The following is an 18,917-nucleotide window of genomic DNA, read 5'->3' as shown; positions in this document are numbered from 1 at the left end:
GCCGCCTCCAGGAGATGAGCGTGCACGGGGTGCGGACTGTCACGTCCCCCGTCGGCGCGACGAATCAGACGCCGGAACCGGTGGTGGATCCTGTTACGACCACCTCTGGTACACCTGCACCGGGTGCAGCAGTCTCCCAGCTCCAGCGCGGTGCGCCGAGATCCCGGATGACTCCCTGAAGATGGGATCGGAGTTCGTTCGACACAAGTCCTTCGCCGGCGATAAGCGTGCGCTCGACGTCCTGCGCTTCGGCCAGGGCACGGCGGCCGGCTGGTGTGATCGAGACCGCGTGGCTGCGACGATCAACCTCGCTGCGAACCCGCGCGATGTGTCCGCGTGATTCCAGACGTGACAAGGTTTTGCCCATGGTCTGGGCCTGCACACGCACCATCTGGGCGAGGTTGGCCTGAGTCATGGCACCCTGCGACTCCAATACGCCGAGGGCTATCACACCGGCGTGCGTGACGCCGATGGAAACCAGACGCTCATTCCATGCATGCTCCACCAACCGAGCGGCCGTCGTCAGTAGTCGACCTGTAGGCCATTGCTCGAGATCCGGCATCAGCTGAAAACTTCCTTCCGCCCCACGCCGCCCTGTGCGGTTCTCTTGGGGGACCTTCAAATCCACCCACATATGATAGCGGGGGCTTGGCCGCAAATCCGGAGAGCCACACGGCTGATGCACAATTGAGACCGAAGAGAGAGACTCACATGGCAGAACGACTTCAGACCGGGGACCGCGCTCCCGACTTCACGCTCACATCGGCGGACGGTTCCACCGTATCGCTAGGCGACTTCGCCGGCGAGAACGTCGTTGTCTATTTCTACCCTGCAGCGGCTACACCCGGGTGCACGACGCAGGCCTGCGATTTCCGCGACAGTCTCGCATCGCTCGCTTCCGCAGGTTACAGGGTGATCGGCATTTCACCGGACGGGGAAACCAAACTGCGCTCCTTCAGCGAGAAAGAGGAGCTCACCTTTCCCCTACTGTCAGATCCCGACCATGCCGTGGCGGAAGCCTGGGGAGCCTGGGGCGAGAAGAAGAATTACGGGAAGACCTACGAGGGCCTCATCCGGTCAACGGTCGTCGTCGACGGATCCGGTCAGGTCGCGCTGGCCCAGTACAACGTCAGGGCCACCGGTCATGTCGCCAAACTGCGGCGTGACCTCGGAATCAGCTGACCTCGGCCACGGCCGTAACCGAAGGACTGAACGACGTTCGACCTGAGTACAATGGATCGTGCGTTGGACGGCTTCGGCCGGCCGGCAGCCCGCGCGAGTGGCGAAATTGGCAGACGCGCTGGATTTAGGTTCCAGTGTCTTCGGACGTGGGGGTTCGAGTCCCCCCTTGCGCACAGCGAAATGCTCGTCCGGCTCACCCTGGGGCGATCAGCCCTCCACCATCCGGTGGAGGGCTGATCCATTTAACGACCCGCCCAGAGGCTGTCCGGAAGTTTCTGTATCGACCACCCATCCACTCTCATCCCTCACCCGAACTAGACGTGAGACATCGACACGATGTTCGTCCGGTATTTCGGACCGTCGGGTTTGCCGAACGGGTCGGTATGAATGAAGGAGAAATGTAATGGGACTTCTGAAGAGCAGGAACCTCTCCGTACTCGGTGTCGCGGCTGTGGCCATGTTCGGCCTGGCAGCATGCGGCGGCGGCGAAGGAACCGCCAGCAGCGATACGGAAACGACGGAGTCGACAACAACCGAGTCAACTGCCGAGGCAACGGAGGAGATGACAAGCGAGGCCTCCGACGAGGCAATGGACCCCGCAGCCAACCTCGTTGGACCTGGCTGTGAAGGATACGCCGAGCAGGTGCCCGAGGGCGACGGTTCGGTTGCAGGAATGGCTCAGGACCCGGTCGCCACCGCAGCTTCCAACAACCCCCTGCTGACCCAGCTGACGGCTGCTGTATCGGGCGAGCTCAATCCTGATGTTGACCTGGTTGACACTCTGAACGGCGGCGAGTTCACAGTGTTTGCACCGGTTGACGAGGCCTTCGAGGCACTTGATGCGGCAACGGTCGAGTCGTTGCAGACGGACGCGGATCTGCTGCAGGGCATCCTGACCTACCACGTTGTCGAGGGCCAGCTCGCTCCCGATGAGGTTGCAGGCACCCACACCACAGTCAACGGCGCCGAGCTGATGGTTGAGGGCGAAGGCGATGCAATCACCGTCGGCGAAGAGGGCGCAGCGGTCATCTGCGGTGGCGTTCAGACCGCCAATGCCACTGTCTATCTCATCGATGCCATCCTGATGCCGCCGGCTGAGTAGCCAGCGCTGTGCGCAGATGGGGAGCAATCCCCTCATGACTCCCTGATCCGACTCCTCTAATCAGGTTCAGGGACCGAAGGCGGGTATCTGCATTCCGGTGCGGATACCCGCCTTTTCCTTGGCCGCCGGCCACTTGGTTCTCAGGCTGCGGCCAGCCCTGTGACCTACACTGGAAACTCCGTCCGCAGTCACTGCCTACTGCACGCGCGCCCGAGGAGACCATGCCAGCGAGCCCCATGCACCGCCGTCGTAATGTGCCGGCGTCCCTGCTGCGTCCGCTTGCTGCGGCAACGGTGCTCGGCCTGACTGCGTGCACCGCTGCTACCCCGGCGCCCACACCGACGACGACGGCGGCGGCCACGTCGGCAGCCCCGGTCCCCGTGGAAGACACCACCACCGGCACGTTCACTTTCGGTACCGCTGCGAACCCTGCGGGCCTTGACCCGGCACTCGTCGCCGACACCGAGTCCTACCGCATCACGCGCCAGATGCTGGAGGGTTTGGTCGGAATTGATCCCCTCACGTCGGAACCGGCACCCCTGCTGGCCACATCGTGGGAGGAACGCGACGAAGGCCGCGCCTATGCGTTTGAGCTGCGGGAGGACGTCGTCTTTCACGACGGCGAGCCATTCAACGCGGAGGCTGTCTGCGCGAACTTCGAGCGCTGGTACACGATGCCGCCGGAAACGCGGGAACTCGACGCATCGATCGCTTTCAAGTCCGTGTTCAAGGCCTTCTCCGACGCTCCCGAGGAGTCACTCTATGACTCCTGCCGGCCGCTCGGGGAACACCGGGTGCTCATCCAGCTGACCGGGCGGCTGACATCCTTCATTCCGGCCCTCGCGCTGCCGGCGTTCGGAATAGCCTCGCCCAAGGCCCTCGAGGAGCTCAATGCCAACCAGCTGACCGTGGAACAGGACGGCAGGCGGCTCTCCCAATTTGCCCTCAGCCCCGTGGGCACGGGACCGTTCACCTTCGAGGCGTGGTCGGAGGGCGAGGTGACCCTCAGCGCTTTCGAGGAGTACTGGGGCACCCCGGGCGAGATACAGACGGTGACTTTCCGCACCCTCCCCCACACCGACGCGAGGCTGCGGGCCCTGCTCCGGGGGGAGATCGACGGATACGACCTCGTCACGGTCGATAACGCAGCGGAACTCGCCCGTCAGGGACAGCAGATTCTTCAGCGCGACCCCTACTCGGTCCTCTACCTCGGTATGAACCAGGATTTCCCCGGCGTCGACGACGTACTGTTCAGGCAGGCAGTCGCCCATGCTGTGGACAAGCAGGCCCTGATCGAGGGCCGCTTCCTCAACGGCACAAGTCCCGCGAACCAGTTCACTCCGCCCAAACTCGGCGTCACCAACGATGAGCTGACCGAATACGACTACAACCCGGAACGAGCGAAGGAACTGCTCGCGGAGGCAGGCTACGACGGCGAGCCCCTCCCCTTCCACTACCCCCGCAACGTCTCGCGCCCCTACCTTTCCTCCCCGGAGAAGGTCTATGCCGAGTTGAGCCGGCAGCTCACCGCAGCCGGCTTCAATATCCAGCCCGTGCCCACCGAGTGGTCCGAAGGCTATATCGAGACTGTCCAGAATGACGACGCACGCGCCTTCCACCTGCTCGGGTGGAGCGGAAGCTATCAGGATCCGGACACATTCGTCGGCGAGCTCTTCAGCGATTACAGCGAGGAGTTCGCGTTCCGCGACAGCCAGCTGTTCAGCAAGATCGCCCGCGCTGTCACGCTGCCGAACGGAGAGGACCGGACGGCCGCGTACCGGGACATCAACGAGAGCATCGCCGTCGATATCCCGGCCGTCCCTCTGGCCTTTCCTATCTCGGCCGCGGTGGTCTCCCCCAAAGTGCTCAGTTATCCGGTGAGCCCCGTGATGCACGAGGTGTTCAACATGATCGACCTCGCCGAAGTCGAGCAGCCGACGCCCGAAGCGCGGGACTGAGCAGCGTGAATGTCAGGGCGCGTGAACTGGGACAAGGATCACGCCCCGGGAGGCCTTTCCAATTTAGGGAACCCCTCTCCCAGAGGCTACGCTTCTAGGGCTAGCGCCCTTGCTATTGGAGACCCATCGTGACTGCTGACAGCCAGGCGGGAAAGCCCGCGAACCACACTGACGTCGTTCTTATTGGCGGCGGAATCATGAGCGCAACCCTTGGTGCGTTCCTCAAGCAGCTGCAGCCCGACTGGAGCATCAGCCTCTTTGAGAGGCTGGACCGTGCAGGGCTGGAAAGCTCCGACCCTTGGAACAACGCCGGAACCGGCCATGCAGCTCTCTGCGAACTGAATTACTCCCCCGCGGCGAGGGACGGCTCAGTGGATCCGGCCAAGGCCATCGCCATCAACGAGCAGTTCCAGATCTCCCGGCAGTTCTGGGCGCACATGGTCTCGAACGGCCACCTGGGTGACCCCGGCAGCTTCATCAACGCCGTTCCGCACATGAGCTTTGTGTGGGGCGAAGGCAATGTGGAGTACCTCCGCCGCCGGTATGAAGCCCTCCGCGCACAGCCGCTCTTCAAGTCCATCGAGTTCGCCACGGACCACTCCGCCATCGCCGAGTGGGCGCCGCTGCTCGTGAAGGACCGCAGCCCGTCGCAGCAGGTTGCTGCTTCCCGGGTCGCCGGCGGAACCGATGTCGATTTCGGCGCGCTTACCCGCAGTCTCACGAGTTACCTTGGCGAGAACGACGTCGACCTCCGCTACGGACACGACGTCACCAACCTCTCCAAGACCTCTCAGAACCGCTGGGACGTGACGGTGCGCAACCGCGCGACCGGCCAGTCCTCCACCGTCAACACGCGCTTCGTGTTCATCGGAGCCGGCGGTGGCGCGCTGCACCTGCTGCAGAAGAGCGGTATTCCGGAGGGACGCGGCTTCGCAGGATTCCCCGTTTCGGGACAGTTCCTTCGCTGCACCAATCCGGACACCGTCAACCAGCACAACGCGAAGGTGTACGGGCAGGCATCGGTCGGAGCTCCGCCCATGTCGGTCCCGCACCTGGACACCCGGTATGTCAACGGTGAGCGTTCCCTGTTGTTCGGCCCCTATGCAGGCTTCTCCACCAAGTTCCTGAAGCGCGGATCGCTGCTGGACCTGCCTTCGTCCATCCGCCCGTCCAACCTCGTGCCGATGCTCGCTGTCGGCAAGGACAATATCCCGCTGACCAAGTACCTCATCAGCGAGGTCCTCAAAAAGCGTGAAGCGAAGAACGAGTACCTCAACGAGTTCGTCCCTTCTGCTGACGGTAACCGGTGGGAACTGATTACCGCCGGGCAGCGTGTACAGGTCATCAAGAAGGCGCCCGGCAAGGGCGGCGTCCTGCAGTTCGGCACCGAGGTCATCACCTCGGCAGACGGTACTGTCGGCGCCCTCCTGGGTGCTTCCCCTGGCGCATCAACGGCGGCACCGATCATGATCGAGCTGATCCGCCGATGCTTCCCCGGTCAGCTTGCTGCCTGGGAGCCCAAATTGAAGGAAATGATCCCTGGCTACGGCACGAAACTCAACGAGAATGAGTCTCTGGCTGATGACATCCTGTCAATGACCGACGAGGTCCTGGGACTCAAGTAGACAGCGGCGCCGCCAGGACTGGTTGCCCGCAGAAGGCAGAACCAATGTTCCGTTTGGCGCAGCTTTCCCTGGGGAATCGCGCACTGATCGCTCTGATCACCGTCTTCGCGGCGGTGTTCGGGGTGATCACCATGGGCTCCCTCAAGCAGGAGCTCATCCCCTCACTGGAGTTCCCCCAGGTCACCGTGGTGTCCTCCCTGCCCGGCGCCAGCCCTGAGTACCTGGACAAGCAGGTGAGCGAGCCCCTGGAAAGCGCGCTGAGCGGTGTGGAGGGGCTGGAGTCGTCATCGGCGACGTCCCGCAACGGCGTTTCAACGGTCAGCCTTATGTTCGCCTACGGCACCGACCTTGACCGGGCACGCGCCCAGGTGGACCGAGCCATTTCCACGGTCCGTCCTGTCCTCCCCGAGGAGGTCGAGCCCCAGTCCCTGGCCGGCAGCATCAATGACCTGCCCGTGGTGTTCATGGCAGTGTCCTCGGATCAGCCGCTCAGCACGTTGGGCGAGGAACTTGCACGGCTGACCGTGCCGCGGCTGCAGAAGGTTGAAGGCGTCCGCAGCGCTGAGATCACCGGCGGCGCGGAACAGCACATCTCCATCCTGCCGCGGGACGGCGATCTTGCCGAGCGTGGAGTCGCCGTCGGTGACATCGTGGACGCACTGGAGAACAACGGCGAGCTGTTCCCCATCGGCACGCTTGAAGAGGGCGAACGCTCCCTCACCATCCAGGCCGGGAGTCCGGTCGAGTCCCTCGACGACATCCGGAACCTTCCCATCCTGACTTCGGAGCGGGTGGACGGCGTTGCACCGGCGGAGGCCGCAACCATCGGTGAGGTTGCGGAAGTGGCCATAGCCGACGACGACGCCACCTCCATCACCCGGACCAACGGCGTTGAGACACTCGCACTGACCGTTACTAAGGTCCCTTCCGCCGACACCGTCACGCTCTCCAACGCCGTGACTGCCCTGATTCCCGAGCTTGAAGCTGAACTGGGCGACGGAGCGAGTATCACGGTCATCTTCGACCAGGCTCCGTTCATTGAGCGGTCCATCGCCGACCTCACCACGGAAGGACTGCTGGGACTTGGCTTCGCCGTCGTCGTTATTCTGGTGTTCCTGCTCTCGGCACGCTCCACGCTGGTCACGGCCGTGTCCATCCCGCTGTCACTGCTGATCACGTTCATCGGACTGGCGGCCACGGGCTACTCACTCAACATCCTGACGCTGGGTGCGCTGACCATCGCCATCGGCCGTGTGGTTGACGATTCGATCGTCGTCATCGAAAACATCAAGCGGCACCTGAGCTATGGGGAGGACAAGCGAACGGCTATTCTCACCGCCATCCGCGAGGTGGCCGGGGCGATCACCGCCTCTACCCTGACCACGGTGGCGGTCTTCGCGCCCATCGCCTTTGTCGGCGACCTCGCTGGCGAGCTTTTCCGTCCGTTCGCGCTGACCGTCACCATCGCACTGTTGGCCTCACTGGCAGTGTCGTTGACCATCGTTCCGGTGCTGGCCTACTGGTTCCTGCCGCGCGCCACCCGCTCCTCCGATGGAATGGACCCCAAGACGGCCGCCGCAAGGCAACGGCACCTGGCCGAGGAGAAGGAGCAACGGTCCTGGCTGCAGCGCGGATACCTTCCGGTCCTGCGTGTCACGCAACGCCACCCGGTGTGGACCGTCGTAGCGGGTGTCCTTGTGCTTGCCGGAACCGTGGCACTGGTGCCCTTCATGCAGACGAACCTGCTCGGCAACTCCGGTCAGAACAGCTTCAGCATTTCCCAGCGCCAGCAACCGGGATCCAGTGTGGAGAACACCGTAGCGGAGGCCGGGCGCGTGGAGGAGGTCCTGTCCCGGTTCGAGGAGATCCGCGACGTTCAGGTAACCGTGGGCAACGCTCCGGGAGCGCTCGGCGCACGATTCTCAGCCGGAGCTTCCACCGCTCAGTTCACGGTGACCACCGAGGAGGACGCGGACCAGCAACAACTCCAGAATGACGTCCGCGCCGCGCTCAATGAACTCGAAGACGCGGGAAACATTTCCCTATCCAGCCAACAGGGCGGCTTCGGCACCTCCAGCACCGTGGACATCGACATCACCGCGCCGGAGCCGGACATTCTGGCCGAGGCCAGTGACGCCGTCGTCGGCGCTCTGGAGGGGGTACCGGGAGCGCGGGACATTACGTCCAACCTGGCATCCGCACAACCACAGATCCAGGTGAGTGTGGACCGCGCCGCGGCAGTACGCGCCGGTCTCACCGAAGGGCAGATCGGCGCGTTGCTGGGAGGCAACATCAGCGCCATCCCCGGTGGCTCGGTCCGTCTGGAGGCCACCGACTATCCCATCCTCATCGGGGAAGGGACCGAGATCACCGGCATCGACCAACTGCGCAATCTCTCGGTTCCGACTCCTGCCGGACCGGTACCGCTGACGGACGTGGCGACGGTCGAGGAAGTGCAGGTTCCCCTCACGATCACCAGTTCCAACGGTGAACGTACGGCACAGATTTCCATCACGCCCTCGGAAGACAACCTGGGTGCGCTCACCGCTGCGGTGACCGAGCGGCTGGACGGGGTGACGCTTCCCGCCGGTGCGACGGCCACACTGGGCGGTGCGTCCGAGCAGCAGGCGGAGTCGTTCGGGCAGCTTTTCCTCGCACTCTGGGCGGCGGTGGCAATCGTTTACGTGATCATGGTCGCCACCTTCAAGAGCCTCATCCAGCCGCTGATCCTGCTCGTTTCGGTTCCGTTCGCGGCCACCGGAGCGATTGCGCTGCTGGTGGTCACCGGGATCCCGCTGGGACTGCCTTCGCTGATCGGCATGCTGATGCTGGTGGGCATCGTGGTGACAAACGCAATCGTCCTGATCGACCTTATCAACCAGTATCGACGCCCGCATGATGGTTCGCCCGGGCTCGGCGTTGCGGACGCAATCACCCGTGGAGCCCGGCAACGGTTGCGTCCGATCCTGATGACTGCGCTGGCAACGGTGTTCGCCCTGACCCCGATGGCACTCGGCCTGACAGGGGAAGGCGGGTTTATCTCGCAGCCGCTCGCCGTCGTCGTCATCGGTGGCCTGGTCTCCTCGACCCTGCTGACCCTGGTTCTGGTTCCGGTGCTGTACCGGCTGGTGGAGGGCCGGCGCGAAACCCCGACCATGATGGCTGAAACCCGCGAGTCGGAACTCTCCCTGCAGCGCTAGAGTCGGTGCATGAATCCACCGTCCACTCTTGGCCTTGTGCTGCGCTTCGCCTTCCTCGCTCTGGCCTGGGGATGCAGCTTCCTGTTCATCAAGGTGGCGTTGGAGGGGCTTTCACCCAGTCAGGTGGTTCTGGGTCGGCTGCTGATCGGTGCGCTGACCCTGGGCCTGGTGGTCTGGGGCGGCAAGGTACCCCTTCCGCGCGGACTCAAGGTCTGGGGGCACCTTTTCGTCCTCGGGGCGTTTCTCTGTGTAGTCCCCTTCACCCTGTTTGCGGCTGCGGAGACCATGATCTCGTCCGGGCTGGCCAGCATTTACAACGCAACGACGCCGCTGCTCACCGCACTGGTTGCGATCCTCGCCTTGCCCGGCGAGCGGCTGACACGCCGTGCAGCGGGCGGACTGGCGCTCGGATTCCTGGGAGTCCTGGTGGTGGTCGGCCTGCCGGTCGGCGCGCCAACGAGCGGCGGCGGGGAACTGGCCGGGCAGCTGATGTGCCTTGGTGCCACGGCGTGTTATGGCATCGGATTCGTCTGGATCCGCCGCTTCATCAGCCCGCTTGGCCTGCCGGCGGCGTCAGTGGCGTTTGTCCAGGTAGGGCTGGGGGCCGTCGTCGCGCTTGTGCTGGCTCCCTTCACCGCGCTACAGCCGGTAGTTCTGGAGCTACCCGTAGTACTGTCCATCCTTGCTCTCGGTGCGCTGAGTACGGGGCTCGCCTACATCTGGAACACCGAGATCGTCACCGGTTGGGGCGCGACGAGCGCGTCCTCAGTCACCTACCTCACTCCTGTCGTTGGAGTGATCGCCGGTGTTCTGGTGCTGGGGGAAACCTTCAGCTGGAACCAACCGCTTGGCGGAGCGCTTGTCGTTCTCGGGGTTGTGCTGACCAAGCTGCGGCGCCGACGCCCGACCAGGGATGCACGCCCGGCCAGCCCCGATGTTCAGCGGGAACAAATGCGTAAAGGGCGTGGTTAGGCAGTACAGTAGATGCAAATGCATGTACTTCTAGGAGGAGGAATCCCATGCAACTCGGTATCTTCAGCGTCGGCGATGTAACGGTTGACCCCACCACCAACACTGCTCCCACTGAGCACGAACGCATCAAGGCAATGGTCACCATTGCGAAGCACGCCGAGGACGTCGGCCTCGATGTCTTTGCAACCGGTGAACACCACAACCGGCCGTTCGTACCCAGCTCCCCCACCACCATGCTCGGTTACGTCGCGGCGCAGACCTCGCGGATCATCCTCTCGACCTCCACCACGCTGATCACCACCAATGACCCGGTCAAGATCGCCGAGGACTACGCCATGCTCCAGCATCTTGCTGACGGCCGGGTGGACCTCATTCTGGGACGTGGAAACACCGCGCCGGTCTATCCCTGGTTCGGCAAGAACCCGCAGGACAGCGTTGACCTCACGGTCGAGAACTACCATCTGCTGCGCCGGCTCTGGGACGAGGACGTCGTGACGTGGGAGGGCAAGCACCGCACCCCCCTGCATAACTTCACCTCCACTCCCCGCCCGCTCGACGGCGTTGCCCCCTTTGTCTGGCACGGTTCCATCCGCACTCCGCAGGTCGCCGAGATCGCCGCCTACTACGGAGACGGCTATTTTGCGAACAACATCTTCTGGCCCAAGGAGCACTACCAGCAGCTCATTTCGCTCTACCGTGAGCGGTATGCGCACTACGGCCATGGCACGCCCGAGCAGGCGATCGTCGGACTGGGCGGGCAGTTCTTCATCCGGCCCAAGTCGCAGGACGCCGTCAACGAGTTCCGGCCCTACTTCGACAACGCGCCGGTGTACGGCCACGGGCCCTCCCTCGAGGACTTCACGTCCCAGACGCCGCTGACCGTGGGCAGCCCGCAGGAGCTGATCGACACGACTCTGACCTTCCGCGAGTTCTTCGGCGATTACCAGCGCCAGCTGTTCCTCGTCGACCATGCCGGGCTGCCGCTCAAGACGGTACTGGAGCAGCTTGACCTGTTTGGATCAGACGTCCTGCCCACGCTGCGCAAGGAATTCGCCGAGCGCACGCCTGCCAACGTTCCCGCTCCCCCGACGTTCGAGAACCGGAAGGCTGCGGTGCCTGCCAATGCCTGAGACACCGGCCACACCGCTGCGCCTCACCGCTGACGCCTGGGAGTCCCTCTTCCGGGCACAGGTCGCGGTGATGCGGCGACTGCGGAGGGACCCGTCTTTTTCGAACCTCGCGATCGGCGAATACGACGTGCTGTTCAACCTCAGCCGCTGCCCCACCGGCTGGACCCGCCTCAACGAGCTCAACAGCCACCTCCTGATCAGCCAGCCGAGCCTCAGCCGGATGGCGGAACGGCTGGAATCCAAGGGCCTCATTCAGCGCAAGCAGGCACCCGACGATCAGCGGGGCGTGCTGCTTGCACTCACCGATGAAGGCCGGCGACTGCAGCGGGAGATCGGTGCGGCACACGTACGCACCATTCACGGCCTGCTCGGTCCGTTGCTGGACGAGGCCGAGATGGAGCAGCTGCTGGCCCTGACCGCGAAAATCAGGGCCGGCCTCGAGAACGACGACGGCGCGCACGGGTCGAGGTGACCGCCTCTTCCGGCCTCCGTGCGGAGATGCGCTAGCGGAGACGGACGAGGGAAGCGCCGTCGTCGTCGTGCAGGGTGTCCACCGTGGCGGTGACCTTAAGGGTGTCCAGTGTGAGGCTCCCGCCGACCGTCGACAGGAAGGCCGTGTCCGAGGCGTCCCGGCCCGTTGCTATGCGCAGCAGGTTGGTCCTCGGCGCGAGGCCGGTTGCATCGATGACATGCCAGGCGCCGTCCGCCCACGCCTCCACGACAGCGTGGAAGTCCATCGGCGTCAGGCCGGGCGCGTAAACCGACACAAGCCGGGCGGGAACATCTTTGGCCCTCAGCAGTGCGATCGCCAGATGAGCGTAGTCGCGGCAGACTCCGCGCCGCGCCAGCAGCGTGTCAGTCGCGCCGTCGGTATGGCGCGAGGAGCCGGAAACATAGCTGAGATTTCCGCTCACCCATTCCCGCACTGCGGACAGCAGTTCGCTGCCCTGCAGGGACCCGAACAAAGCGTACGAGGTCGGCAGCAACCGGTCCGATTCGCAGTAACGGCTGGGGCGCACGTAACGGACGAGGTCGGCGTCGTCCTTCTCGGGCTCGTCAGCAACGCCGGACACCTCGGCGCGATAGTTCAGTTCAAGGTTCGCGGGTTGCTCAAGCGTCAGCGTGTGGAGGATTCCGCCGTGGACGTCAGCGACGGGGGTGAGTGCCACCGGTTCGCCGTCGGCAGTCACTTCCAGGACTTCATCGACTGCGGAATAACCGGAATTGCGGGCAACCGCCACAGAGAAGGCCATGGAGGTCGAGGCCCGCGTCCGGGCGGTCAGCTTGGCCGTAACCAATCGGTTCATTCCTGGTAGCTCCTCGCGGCTGTTGATGAGCGATGAATGGTGCCGGTCTGTAACACTGGCTGTAACACGGTACGACGAGAAAGGTACACGTTGTGAATCGCTCTTCCGCGGAAAGTTCCGGAGAACATCGCCTGGACGGGCTGACCGCCGTCGTTACCGGGGCCAACAGCGGGCTGGGGCTGCAGACCGCAATCGGCCTGGCCCGGCGTGGTGCAGCGGTGGTTCTGGCGTGCCGCAGCGCGGAGCGGGGTGCGGCTGCTCTTCGGATCGCCCGCGAGGCGACAGGGAGCGCATCCCTCACAGTGAGGCCGCTCGACCTCGGGAATCTTCAATCTGTGCGATCGTTCAGCCGTGACTGGACCGGACCGCTGGATCTTCTGGTGAACAATGCCGGAGTCATGGCGACGCCGTTGAAACGGACGGCGGACGGCTTCGAACAGCAATTCGGCATCAATCATCTCGGGCATTTCGCCCTGACCGGCCTGCTCCTGGATGCCCTCCGCCGGTCGGACGCTGCCAGGGTGGTCACGGTATCTTCGCTTGCTCATCGTCGCGGACGGATTCACTTCGACGACCTGAATGCGCGCTCCAGGTACCGGCCGTGGAAGGCCTACAGCCAGAGCAAGCTCGCCAATCTGCTGTTCACCATGGAACTGGACCGCCGTCTGCGGGCAGTCGGGTGGCCAGTCATCGCCGTCGCCGCCCACCCGGGGCTTTCGACGACGAACCTGACCGCCGGGATGCGCGGGGCGGCCGTCCTGGACCTGATGGGTGGCTTCTTCCGGGTCATGGGCCAGTCGGATGTTGAGGGCGCGAAACCCATTCTGCTGGCCGCCACCGGCCCGCAAGTGCACGGCGGGGACTATTACGGTCCGGATGGACCGGGGGAAACCCGTGGAAAGCCTGTCCTGGTTGCGCCGGCGCCCTCTGTACTCGATGAGGAGGTCTCCGCGCGACTGTGGTCAGTCAGCGAAGAGCTCACGGGAGTGAGCTTCGCCGGGCTTCCGGCGGTGGGGTGACACCCCGGACGGCATCTGCCATCGAACCCTTGAACAGAACGGAATGGTAACCATACTGTTGGTTCTGGATTCCAAGCGACCGCCGACCTTGTGCCGGTCTCAGTCGGGAGCAGCGAAGCCATCCGGAATACCGAGCAGAGCTAGCGAAAGGGAAGACCATGGCCGATTCTCCGAGCCCGATCGACATCCAGAAAGCCCTCGGCGGCGTCAGCTATCCTGCGAAGAAGGATGACCTGGTCAGCAACGCGGAGAGCTCCGGCGCGGACGACACCGTGCTCGAAGCGCTGAGGGGCATCGCTGACAAGGAGTATGAGTCGCCGGCAGAGGTCAGCAAAGCCGTCTCCAAGTAGCAGACTCCCGGGACCGATTGAGCCCCGCCCGGGTTTAGCTCGCGACCTGTAGCGACATGATCATCCGGCGAATCTGGTCAAAGCCCTTCTGGCCGAACCGTTTCTGCGCTTCGGCGATAGTCGCGAATGATTCTGTCCGTGAGCCGACCTGGGTGGGGTCCAAGGCACGCAACTCGGTTGCGTCCCCGAAGGAATAAAGCCCGATGTGCTCGGGCCCCTGCACAGTGTTCTTGAGCACGCACGCTGCACCGTCCGCCCCACCGACCACATCGGTCAGCCCATATGAACTGAAAAACCTGAAACCCTGCGCGAGCCGCACCACGAAACGCGGCGCGATGGACCCCTCTGCTTCGGCGGTCGAGGGGATGTCAACGGGTTCACTGCTCAACACAACATACGGGCTTGCGGCATCAGGGGCGCATTCCTCGGACACCGGCGTGATGCGTGTGTGCAATTGAGCCAGCCTCTGTCCTTCGGCGTTCGACACCTCAAAGTGCAACCCACCCTCATCGAACCCTTCCCCGGGGTCTTCGATCGTCTCGACAGTCCAGCCTTCCAGCAGCTCAAAGCTGACCAGCCGCTGCTCATCCGTGAAGACGGTCCAGCCGTCGCCCGGCGCTGGGCGTTCCGGGAGCATGGGCAATGCAACCGGGGTTTCACGGGGGGTCGCGGAAGCCCCACCTTCAGTAGTTGCACCCACGGAAGGACTGGCGGGCGGGCGATCGCCGATGACAAGGTCGTCACAGGCGGTGATCGACGCGGCGGCCACGGTCAGGAGCACCGCGCCGCTCAGAAGACGAAACCCCGCACTTCGTGCCATCGCGAGTCGTGCCATGCCGGATCTTGCCATGCCGGATCTTGCCATGCCGAATCTTGCCATGCCGAATCCTCTCCGATACTCTCCTGCCTCCCACTCTATGCAGTGAGGAAGGTCACGAGGAGACATCCGCATCGGGCGCGGCTGAGAATTCCTAGTGTGAAGCGTTCGATCAGCACCTCCCTCGGCACGGCGGTGGTCCGTGTGCTGCCGGCTATGTCACCCGCCACACCGGGTCAGAAGGCACCGCCGTGGGTTTTCCTGCACGGTGCTTCCGGCTCGTGGCGAACTTTCCGGGCTCAAATGAACCAACCTCATTCGAGGTTCGACCTGGTCTTTCTCGACTTGCCGGGTTGGGGCGATTCCGAAGTTTCCGGAACATTCGCCGTGCACCAACAGAGCCGCGCGGTGGTCGAAGTATTGACGTCCCTCGGCTACCGGTCCTGGTACCTCTTCGGCCATTCCATGGGAGCCGTGCTGGCACTGGACATCGCGGCGTCGTGCCCCGCTGAAACGCACGCCGTCCTCGCCCTCTCCCCCACCGCGTTGACCGCACAGACCGCCCTGAGTCAACCCTTCCGCCATCCAGCAATGGCGCCGTTTGTCGGAATGTACGTGCTGATGGTGCTGCTGCGGGCGTTCGGGCGTCAATCGTCCGTGCTGCTTCGACACGTCGAGCGTCTCGGCCTGCTGCGTCTGATCCTCAGCCCGCTGTTCGCCCGCCCTTTCAGCCTGCGGCGCCAGGTGTTCGAAGACCTCGCAATCGACGCACGGCCGGCATCATTCATCGCGGCGTCGAGCGCCTTGCGGAAGTACGACGCCGGCATCTGGCGATCGATCGCAACGCCGACCGTTCTCGCGCGGGGAAGCAAGGACATCTTCACCCGTCCGGCCGAATTGCACGCACTCGCCGCCCTTCTGCCGCACGCCCACGCGGTGGTGCTGGCCGACGCCGGACACTTCGCACACCTGGAGGACCCGGCAGCTGTCTCCGGTTTGCTGTCGCGTCTACGCCCGGCTTCCGATTCCCTGAACGGTTCTGACGGACGAGACAACAGCACGAGCAGCGAGCGCGATCTCGGCGTCACTCGTCGCAGCGGTCCAGGAAAGCCGTAGCGCTGTCTGGGCGACCTCAGCCTCCAGGCCCATCGCAAGCAGGACAGCAGAGGGTTCGCTGGCGCCGGCCGCGCACGCCGACCCGCTGGAAGACACAACGCCGGCTCGCTCCAGCTCAAGCAGGATTGCCTCACCGCTGGCACCGGGGAAGCAGAACGAGGCGATGTTCGGCAACCGCTGTGTCGGGTGCCCGGTCAGCACCGCCCCATCCACGCCTTCGAGCACAGTTCGGACCAGGTGGTCCCGGCGGGCCACGGAAGCAGCAGAGTGTTCGGTCCGCGCCTGATGCGCCAGCCGCAAGGCGGTAGCAATGGCCACTGCGCCGGCAACATTTTCGGTCCCCGACCGCCGTCCCCGTTCCTGCCCACCGCCATGGACCAGCGGCTCAAGCGGCAGTCGCGAGCGGACATACAGGACACCGCACCCTTTCGGTGCGCCGAGCTTGTGGCCGGAGATGCTCATGGCATCCACGCCCAGTTCGGTTGTATCCAGCGGCAGCCAACCGGCCGCCTGCACCGCATCGGTGTGGAAGGGCACTCCCTGTTCATGGCACATTGCTGCCAGGGAGGCAAGAGGTTGAACGGTGCCTACCTCGTTGTTCGCGTACATGATGGTGCACAGCGTGGTCTCCGGATCGAGCGCCTCACGGAGTGCCTCTTCTCTGACCAGACCCTCGGACGTCACCGGGAGGAGCGTGACGCGGAAACCATGCAACCGCTTCAGGTAGTCCAGCGTTTCGAGTACCGCGGGATGCTCAATCGCCGACGCAAGGATATGCCGCCCTTTGGGACGTGCCAGGGCAATCCCCTTGATCGCCAGGTTGTCCGCCTCAGTGCCGCCCGAGGTGAAGACGACGTCGGCCGGCTTGCAGTTCAGCTCCGTGGCCACCAGAGTGCGCGCGTACCCGAGTACCCGCGCAGCCGACTCTCCTACCGTGTGGTGGCTGGACGGGTTTCCGTACTCGCTGGTGAGCAGGGGCCACATTGCTTCGAGAACCTCCCGGCGCACCGGGGTGGTCGCTGCAGCGTCGAGGTAGATCATCGCACGCCCTCCGACGAACTCCGCCCACCACGGCGGCCTGAATCAGCAGTCCCGTCAATGTGGATGTCCAGGCCGAGATCAAGCGCCCGCACACTGTGCGTCAGCGCTCCGGACGAGATGATGTCGACGCCGGTGCGCGCGATGGCTCCGACGGTTTCCAACCGCACATTGCCGCTGGCCTCCACCAGCGCGCGCCCTGCTATCTGCTTCACTCCGGCTGCCAGGTCATCGAGGCTGAAGTTGTCTAGCATGATGGTGTCGACGCCCGCTGCAAGCACCGGTTCGATCTGGTCGAGCCGGTCGACTTCGACCTCGAAGTGGACCGTGTGCGGCAGCCTGCGTCGGGCTTCGCGCAAAGCGTCGGTCAGGTCGACGGTACCCCCCTGCGTCAGGACGGCGAGGTGATTGTCCTTCGCCATGACCGCGTCGGAGAGGCTGAACCGGTGATTTGATGCACCGCCGCAGCGCACTGCATGCCGCTCAAGGACGCGCAGTCCCGGCGTCGTTTTCCGCGTATCCACGACGCGGGCACCGGTTCCGGCGACCTCAGCGACGAACCGTGCCGTGAGCGTAGCAATGCCGCTCAGCCGCTGGGCGAGGTTAAGCGCCACGCGCTCTGCAGTGAGTACCGAGCGAGCCGGCCCGGACACGAAGGCCAGCACAGCGCCGACGTCGAACACGTCGCCGTCCCGGACCTCAAACCTCACCTCAATCTGCGGATCAGTGAGGCGCATGGCTGCCTCAACGACCTGTTCTCCGCAGAACACGCCGGACTCGCGCGCCACAACGGCGGCCTCGGCACGCGCGTCTGACGGAATAAGCGTCTGCGAGGTCACGTCTCCCCACGGAGCATCTTCAGCGAGCGCAGCGGAAACAATGCGGTCGACGTCGGCCGTTGACGGCTTAGGCGGGGCGTACTTCACGAGGGTCTCCTCAGAATAATGGGGTTGCCCGGTTCGGCAGATGTGCCGGGAAAATCGGACCGATAGTGCGCTCCACGCGATTCCTCCCGTGAGAGCGCCGCCGAGGCGATGAGCCGGGAACAGAGCAGGAGGTTGGCGGTTTCCCGCTGCGCAAGCGACGAGCCCGTCGATCGCCATTCCGCCAGCTGCTTGGAGGCAACGCGGAGGCCGGCCTCGTCCCGCAGAACGGAGACGTGCTCGGACATGATGCGCCGTACATCGTTCCGGTCTGCCTGAAGCGGCCCGGGCGCCAGGTCCAAAGCAGGTGCCTTGACGGCAGGCCACGTCACCGGTCCGGTGGCGATCGCTTCCGCTGCGCGGGCGCCGAAGACCAGTCCCTCCAGCAGCGAGTTGGATGCGAGCCGGTTTGCACCGTGCACCCCTGTTCTCGCGACCTCCCCCACCGCATACAGACCGGGTAGCGATGTTCGCCCACGGGAGTCACTGAGCACTCCGCCCATCCAGTAATGCGCGGCGGGAACCACGGGCAGCCACTCGCGCGCCCAGTCAAAGCCCGCCTGCCGCGTCACCGCGGTCAAGGTGGGGAATCGGCGGGCAAGGAAATCGGCTCCGAGGCCCGTTGCGTCGAGATACACCTCCACCCCTCCGGTTCGAGCCAGGTGCAGCCCGATGCTTCGCGAAACGACGTCCCGGGGCGCAAGCTCACCGGCCGGGTGATAGTCGGTCATGAACCGCCGCCCGGAGCTGTCCCTGAGCACCGCGCCTTCCCCCCGGACGGCCTCCGAGATCAGCGGATGTCCGGCAACGTTCAGGGAGGTCGGGTGAAACTGGAAGAACTCGAGATCGGCGAGCGCGGCACCCGCGCGCCAGGCAGCAGCAACGCCGTCGCCCGTGGCTACTGACGGATTGGTGCTGTGCTGGAACAGTCCTCCTGCACCGCCGGTGGCGAGTACGACGGCGTCAGCTGACACCGTTTCCAGTCCACCATCGTGAAGTACGACGACGCCTGTCACCTGACCGCCCGTGGTAACCAGGTCTGCGGCGAAGGCGTGTTCGCGCAACGTGATGCCGGGATCCTGCCGGGCGGCGCGGATCAGCGGGGCCGCGATGCCGGCACCGGTGGCGTCTCCGCCGATATGAAGGATGCGGGAAGCGGCGTGGGCAGCTTCCCGGCC

17 protein-coding genes and 1 tRNA gene are annotated in these 18,917 nt (G+C 64.6%); 12 read left to right on the top strand and 6 right to left on the bottom strand.

All coding sequences use genetic code 11. From position 1 onward, the window contains the following. Window positions 1-64: 64 nt before the first annotated feature. A complete protein-coding gene (locus RIF85_RS09065; protein ID WP_309071586.1) occupies window positions 65-562 on the bottom strand; it encodes a MarR family winged helix-turn-helix transcriptional regulator in 498 nt (165 codons plus the stop codon). Between the two features lie 149 nt (window positions 563-711). Between RIF85_RS09065 and bcp the strand changes: the two genes are divergently transcribed. From bcp to RIF85_RS09020, 9 genes are all read left to right on the top strand, one after another. Then, on the top strand, window positions 712-1,182 hold the full coding sequence (gene bcp, locus RIF85_RS09060) for a thioredoxin-dependent thiol peroxidase (protein WP_309071585.1): 471 nt from the start codon (window positions 712-714) through the stop codon (window positions 1,180-1,182). A gap of 91 nt (window positions 1,183-1,273) precedes the next feature. Further along, window positions 1,274-1,355, top strand: a tRNA-Leu gene (locus tag RIF85_RS09055). Window positions 1,356-1,585: 230 nt separating this feature from the next. Further along, window positions 1,586-2,284 carry a fasciclin domain-containing protein gene (locus tag RIF85_RS09050; RefSeq protein ID WP_309071584.1) on the top strand — a complete coding sequence of 233 codons (699 nt, stop codon included), beginning with the start codon at window positions 1,586-1,588 and terminating at the stop codon, window positions 2,282-2,284. Window positions 2,285-2,505: 221 nt separating this feature from the next. Beyond that, window positions 2,506-4,242, top strand: a complete 1,737-nt coding sequence (locus RIF85_RS09045) for an ABC transporter substrate-binding protein (protein ID WP_309071583.1) — start codon at window positions 2,506-2,508, stop codon at window positions 4,240-4,242. A 128-nt stretch (window positions 4,243-4,370) separates the two neighbouring features. Continuing rightward, on the top strand, window positions 4,371-5,867 hold the full coding sequence (locus tag RIF85_RS09040) for a malate:quinone oxidoreductase (protein ID WP_309071582.1): 1,497 nt from the start codon (window positions 4,371-4,373) through the stop codon (window positions 5,865-5,867). A gap of 44 nt (window positions 5,868-5,911) precedes the next feature. Further along, entirely contained in the window at window positions 5,912-9,067 is a 3,156-nt protein-coding gene (locus RIF85_RS09035; protein WP_309071581.1) for an efflux RND transporter permease subunit, read from the top strand. A gap of 9 nt (window positions 9,068-9,076) precedes the next feature. Continuing rightward, complete coding sequence (locus RIF85_RS09030) at window positions 9,077-10,039, top strand: DMT family transporter (RefSeq protein ID WP_309071580.1); 963 nt, start codon at window positions 9,077-9,079, stop codon at window positions 10,037-10,039. 47 nt (window positions 10,040-10,086) lie between these two features. Then, entirely contained in the window at window positions 10,087-11,169 is a 1,083-nt protein-coding gene (locus RIF85_RS09025) for an LLM class flavin-dependent oxidoreductase (protein ID WP_309071579.1), read from the top strand. Continuing rightward, complete coding sequence (locus RIF85_RS09020; RefSeq protein ID WP_309071578.1) at window positions 11,162-11,641, top strand: MarR family winged helix-turn-helix transcriptional regulator; 480 nt, start codon at window positions 11,162-11,164, stop codon at window positions 11,639-11,641. The genes RIF85_RS09025 and RIF85_RS09020 overlap by 8 nt, the downstream gene beginning before the upstream one ends. 31 nt (window positions 11,642-11,672) lie before the next feature. Here RIF85_RS09020 and RIF85_RS09015 read toward each other — a convergent pair whose 3' ends face one another. Next, the gene (locus RIF85_RS09015; protein ID WP_309071577.1) at window positions 11,673-12,476 is read right to left on the bottom strand and encodes a transglutaminase family protein; all 804 of its coding nucleotides are present in this window, start codon (window positions 12,474-12,476) and stop codon (window positions 11,673-11,675) included. A gap of 92 nt (window positions 12,477-12,568) precedes the next feature. Between RIF85_RS09015 and RIF85_RS09010 the strand changes: the two genes are divergently transcribed. Together RIF85_RS09010 and RIF85_RS09005 are read left to right on the top strand one after the other, a co-directional pair. Then, window positions 12,569-13,495, top strand: a complete 927-nt coding sequence (locus tag RIF85_RS09010; RefSeq protein ID WP_309071576.1) for an oxidoreductase — start codon at window positions 12,569-12,571, stop codon at window positions 13,493-13,495. Window positions 13,496-13,653: 158 nt separating this feature from the next. Continuing rightward, on the top strand, window positions 13,654-13,845 hold the full coding sequence (locus RIF85_RS09005) for a DUF2795 domain-containing protein (RefSeq protein ID WP_309071575.1): 192 nt from the start codon (window positions 13,654-13,656) through the stop codon (window positions 13,843-13,845). A 34-nt stretch (window positions 13,846-13,879) separates the two neighbouring features. Here RIF85_RS09005 and RIF85_RS09000 read toward each other — a convergent pair whose 3' ends face one another. Further along, window positions 13,880-14,680 carry a hypothetical protein gene (locus RIF85_RS09000; RefSeq protein ID WP_309071574.1) on the bottom strand — a complete coding sequence of 267 codons (801 nt, stop codon included), beginning with the start codon at window positions 14,678-14,680 and terminating at the stop codon, window positions 13,880-13,882. A gap of 141 nt (window positions 14,681-14,821) precedes the next feature. Here RIF85_RS09000 and RIF85_RS08995 point away from each other — a divergent pair, with 141 nt between their 5' ends. Continuing rightward, window positions 14,822-15,778, top strand: a complete 957-nt coding sequence (locus tag RIF85_RS08995; RefSeq protein ID WP_309071573.1) for an alpha/beta hydrolase — start codon at window positions 14,822-14,824, stop codon at window positions 15,776-15,778. On the opposite strand, the gene RIF85_RS08990 is transcribed toward RIF85_RS08995, so the two are convergent. The 3 genes from RIF85_RS08990 to RIF85_RS08980 all read right to left on the bottom strand — a co-directional run. Next, window positions 15,671-16,819, bottom strand: a complete 1,149-nt coding sequence (locus RIF85_RS08990) for a cysteine desulfurase family protein (RefSeq protein WP_309071572.1) — start codon at window positions 16,817-16,819, stop codon at window positions 15,671-15,673. The genes RIF85_RS08995 and RIF85_RS08990 overlap by 108 nt on opposite strands. Beyond that, window positions 16,816-17,742, bottom strand: a complete 927-nt coding sequence (gene nadC, locus RIF85_RS08985; RefSeq protein WP_309071571.1) for a carboxylating nicotinate-nucleotide diphosphorylase — start codon at window positions 17,740-17,742, stop codon at window positions 16,816-16,818. Before nadC ends, RIF85_RS08990 begins: the two co-directional genes overlap by 4 nt. After that, on the bottom strand, window positions 17,739-18,917 hold a 1,179-nt coding region (locus tag RIF85_RS08980), incomplete at its 5' end, for an FAD-binding protein (protein ID WP_309071570.1). The genes RIF85_RS08980 and nadC, both read right to left, overlap by 4 nt.

The organism is Arthrobacter sp. (assembly GCF_031179385.1).
Classification (GTDB): domain Bacteria; phylum Actinomycetota; class Actinomycetes; order Actinomycetales; family Micrococcaceae; genus Arthrobacter_D.
This window is presented reverse-complemented; position numbering and strand designations above follow the sequence as displayed.

What these genes read in the sequence shown, in the direction of transcription:
- RIF85_RS09065 (WP_309071586.1), bottom strand. Translation starts at nt 562, where the DNA reads ATGCCGGATCTCGAGCAATGGCCTACAGGTCGACTACTGACGACGGCC.
- bcp (WP_309071585.1), top strand. Translation starts at nt 712, where the DNA reads ATGGCAGAACGACTTCAGACCGGGGACCGCGCTCCCGACTTCACGCTC.
- RIF85_RS09050 (WP_309071584.1), top strand. Translation starts at nt 1,586, where the DNA reads ATGGGACTTCTGAAGAGCAGGAACCTCTCCGTACTCGGTGTCGCGGCT.
- RIF85_RS09045 (WP_309071583.1), top strand. Translation starts at nt 2,506, where the DNA reads ATGCCAGCGAGCCCCATGCACCGCCGTCGTAATGTGCCGGCGTCCCTG.
- RIF85_RS09035 (WP_309071581.1), top strand. Translation starts at nt 5,912, where the DNA reads ATGTTCCGTTTGGCGCAGCTTTCCCTGGGGAATCGCGCACTGATCGCT.
- RIF85_RS09030 (WP_309071580.1), top strand. Translation starts at nt 9,077, where the DNA reads ATGAATCCACCGTCCACTCTTGGCCTTGTGCTGCGCTTCGCCTTCCTC.
- RIF85_RS09025 (WP_309071579.1), top strand. Translation starts at nt 10,087, where the DNA reads ATGCAACTCGGTATCTTCAGCGTCGGCGATGTAACGGTTGACCCCACC.
- RIF85_RS09020 (WP_309071578.1), top strand. Translation starts at nt 11,162, where the DNA reads ATGCCTGAGACACCGGCCACACCGCTGCGCCTCACCGCTGACGCCTGG.
- RIF85_RS09015 (WP_309071577.1), bottom strand. Translation starts at nt 12,476, where the DNA reads ATGAACCGATTGGTTACGGCCAAGCTGACCGCCCGGACGCGGGCCTCG.
- RIF85_RS09005 (WP_309071575.1), top strand. Translation starts at nt 13,654, where the DNA reads ATGGCCGATTCTCCGAGCCCGATCGACATCCAGAAAGCCCTCGGCGGC.
- RIF85_RS09000 (WP_309071574.1), bottom strand. Translation starts at nt 14,680, where the DNA reads ATGGCACGACTCGCGATGGCACGAAGTGCGGGGTTTCGTCTTCTGAGC.
- RIF85_RS08990 (WP_309071572.1), bottom strand. Translation starts at nt 16,819, where the DNA reads ATGATCTACCTCGACGCTGCAGCGACCACCCCGGTGCGCCGGGAGGTT.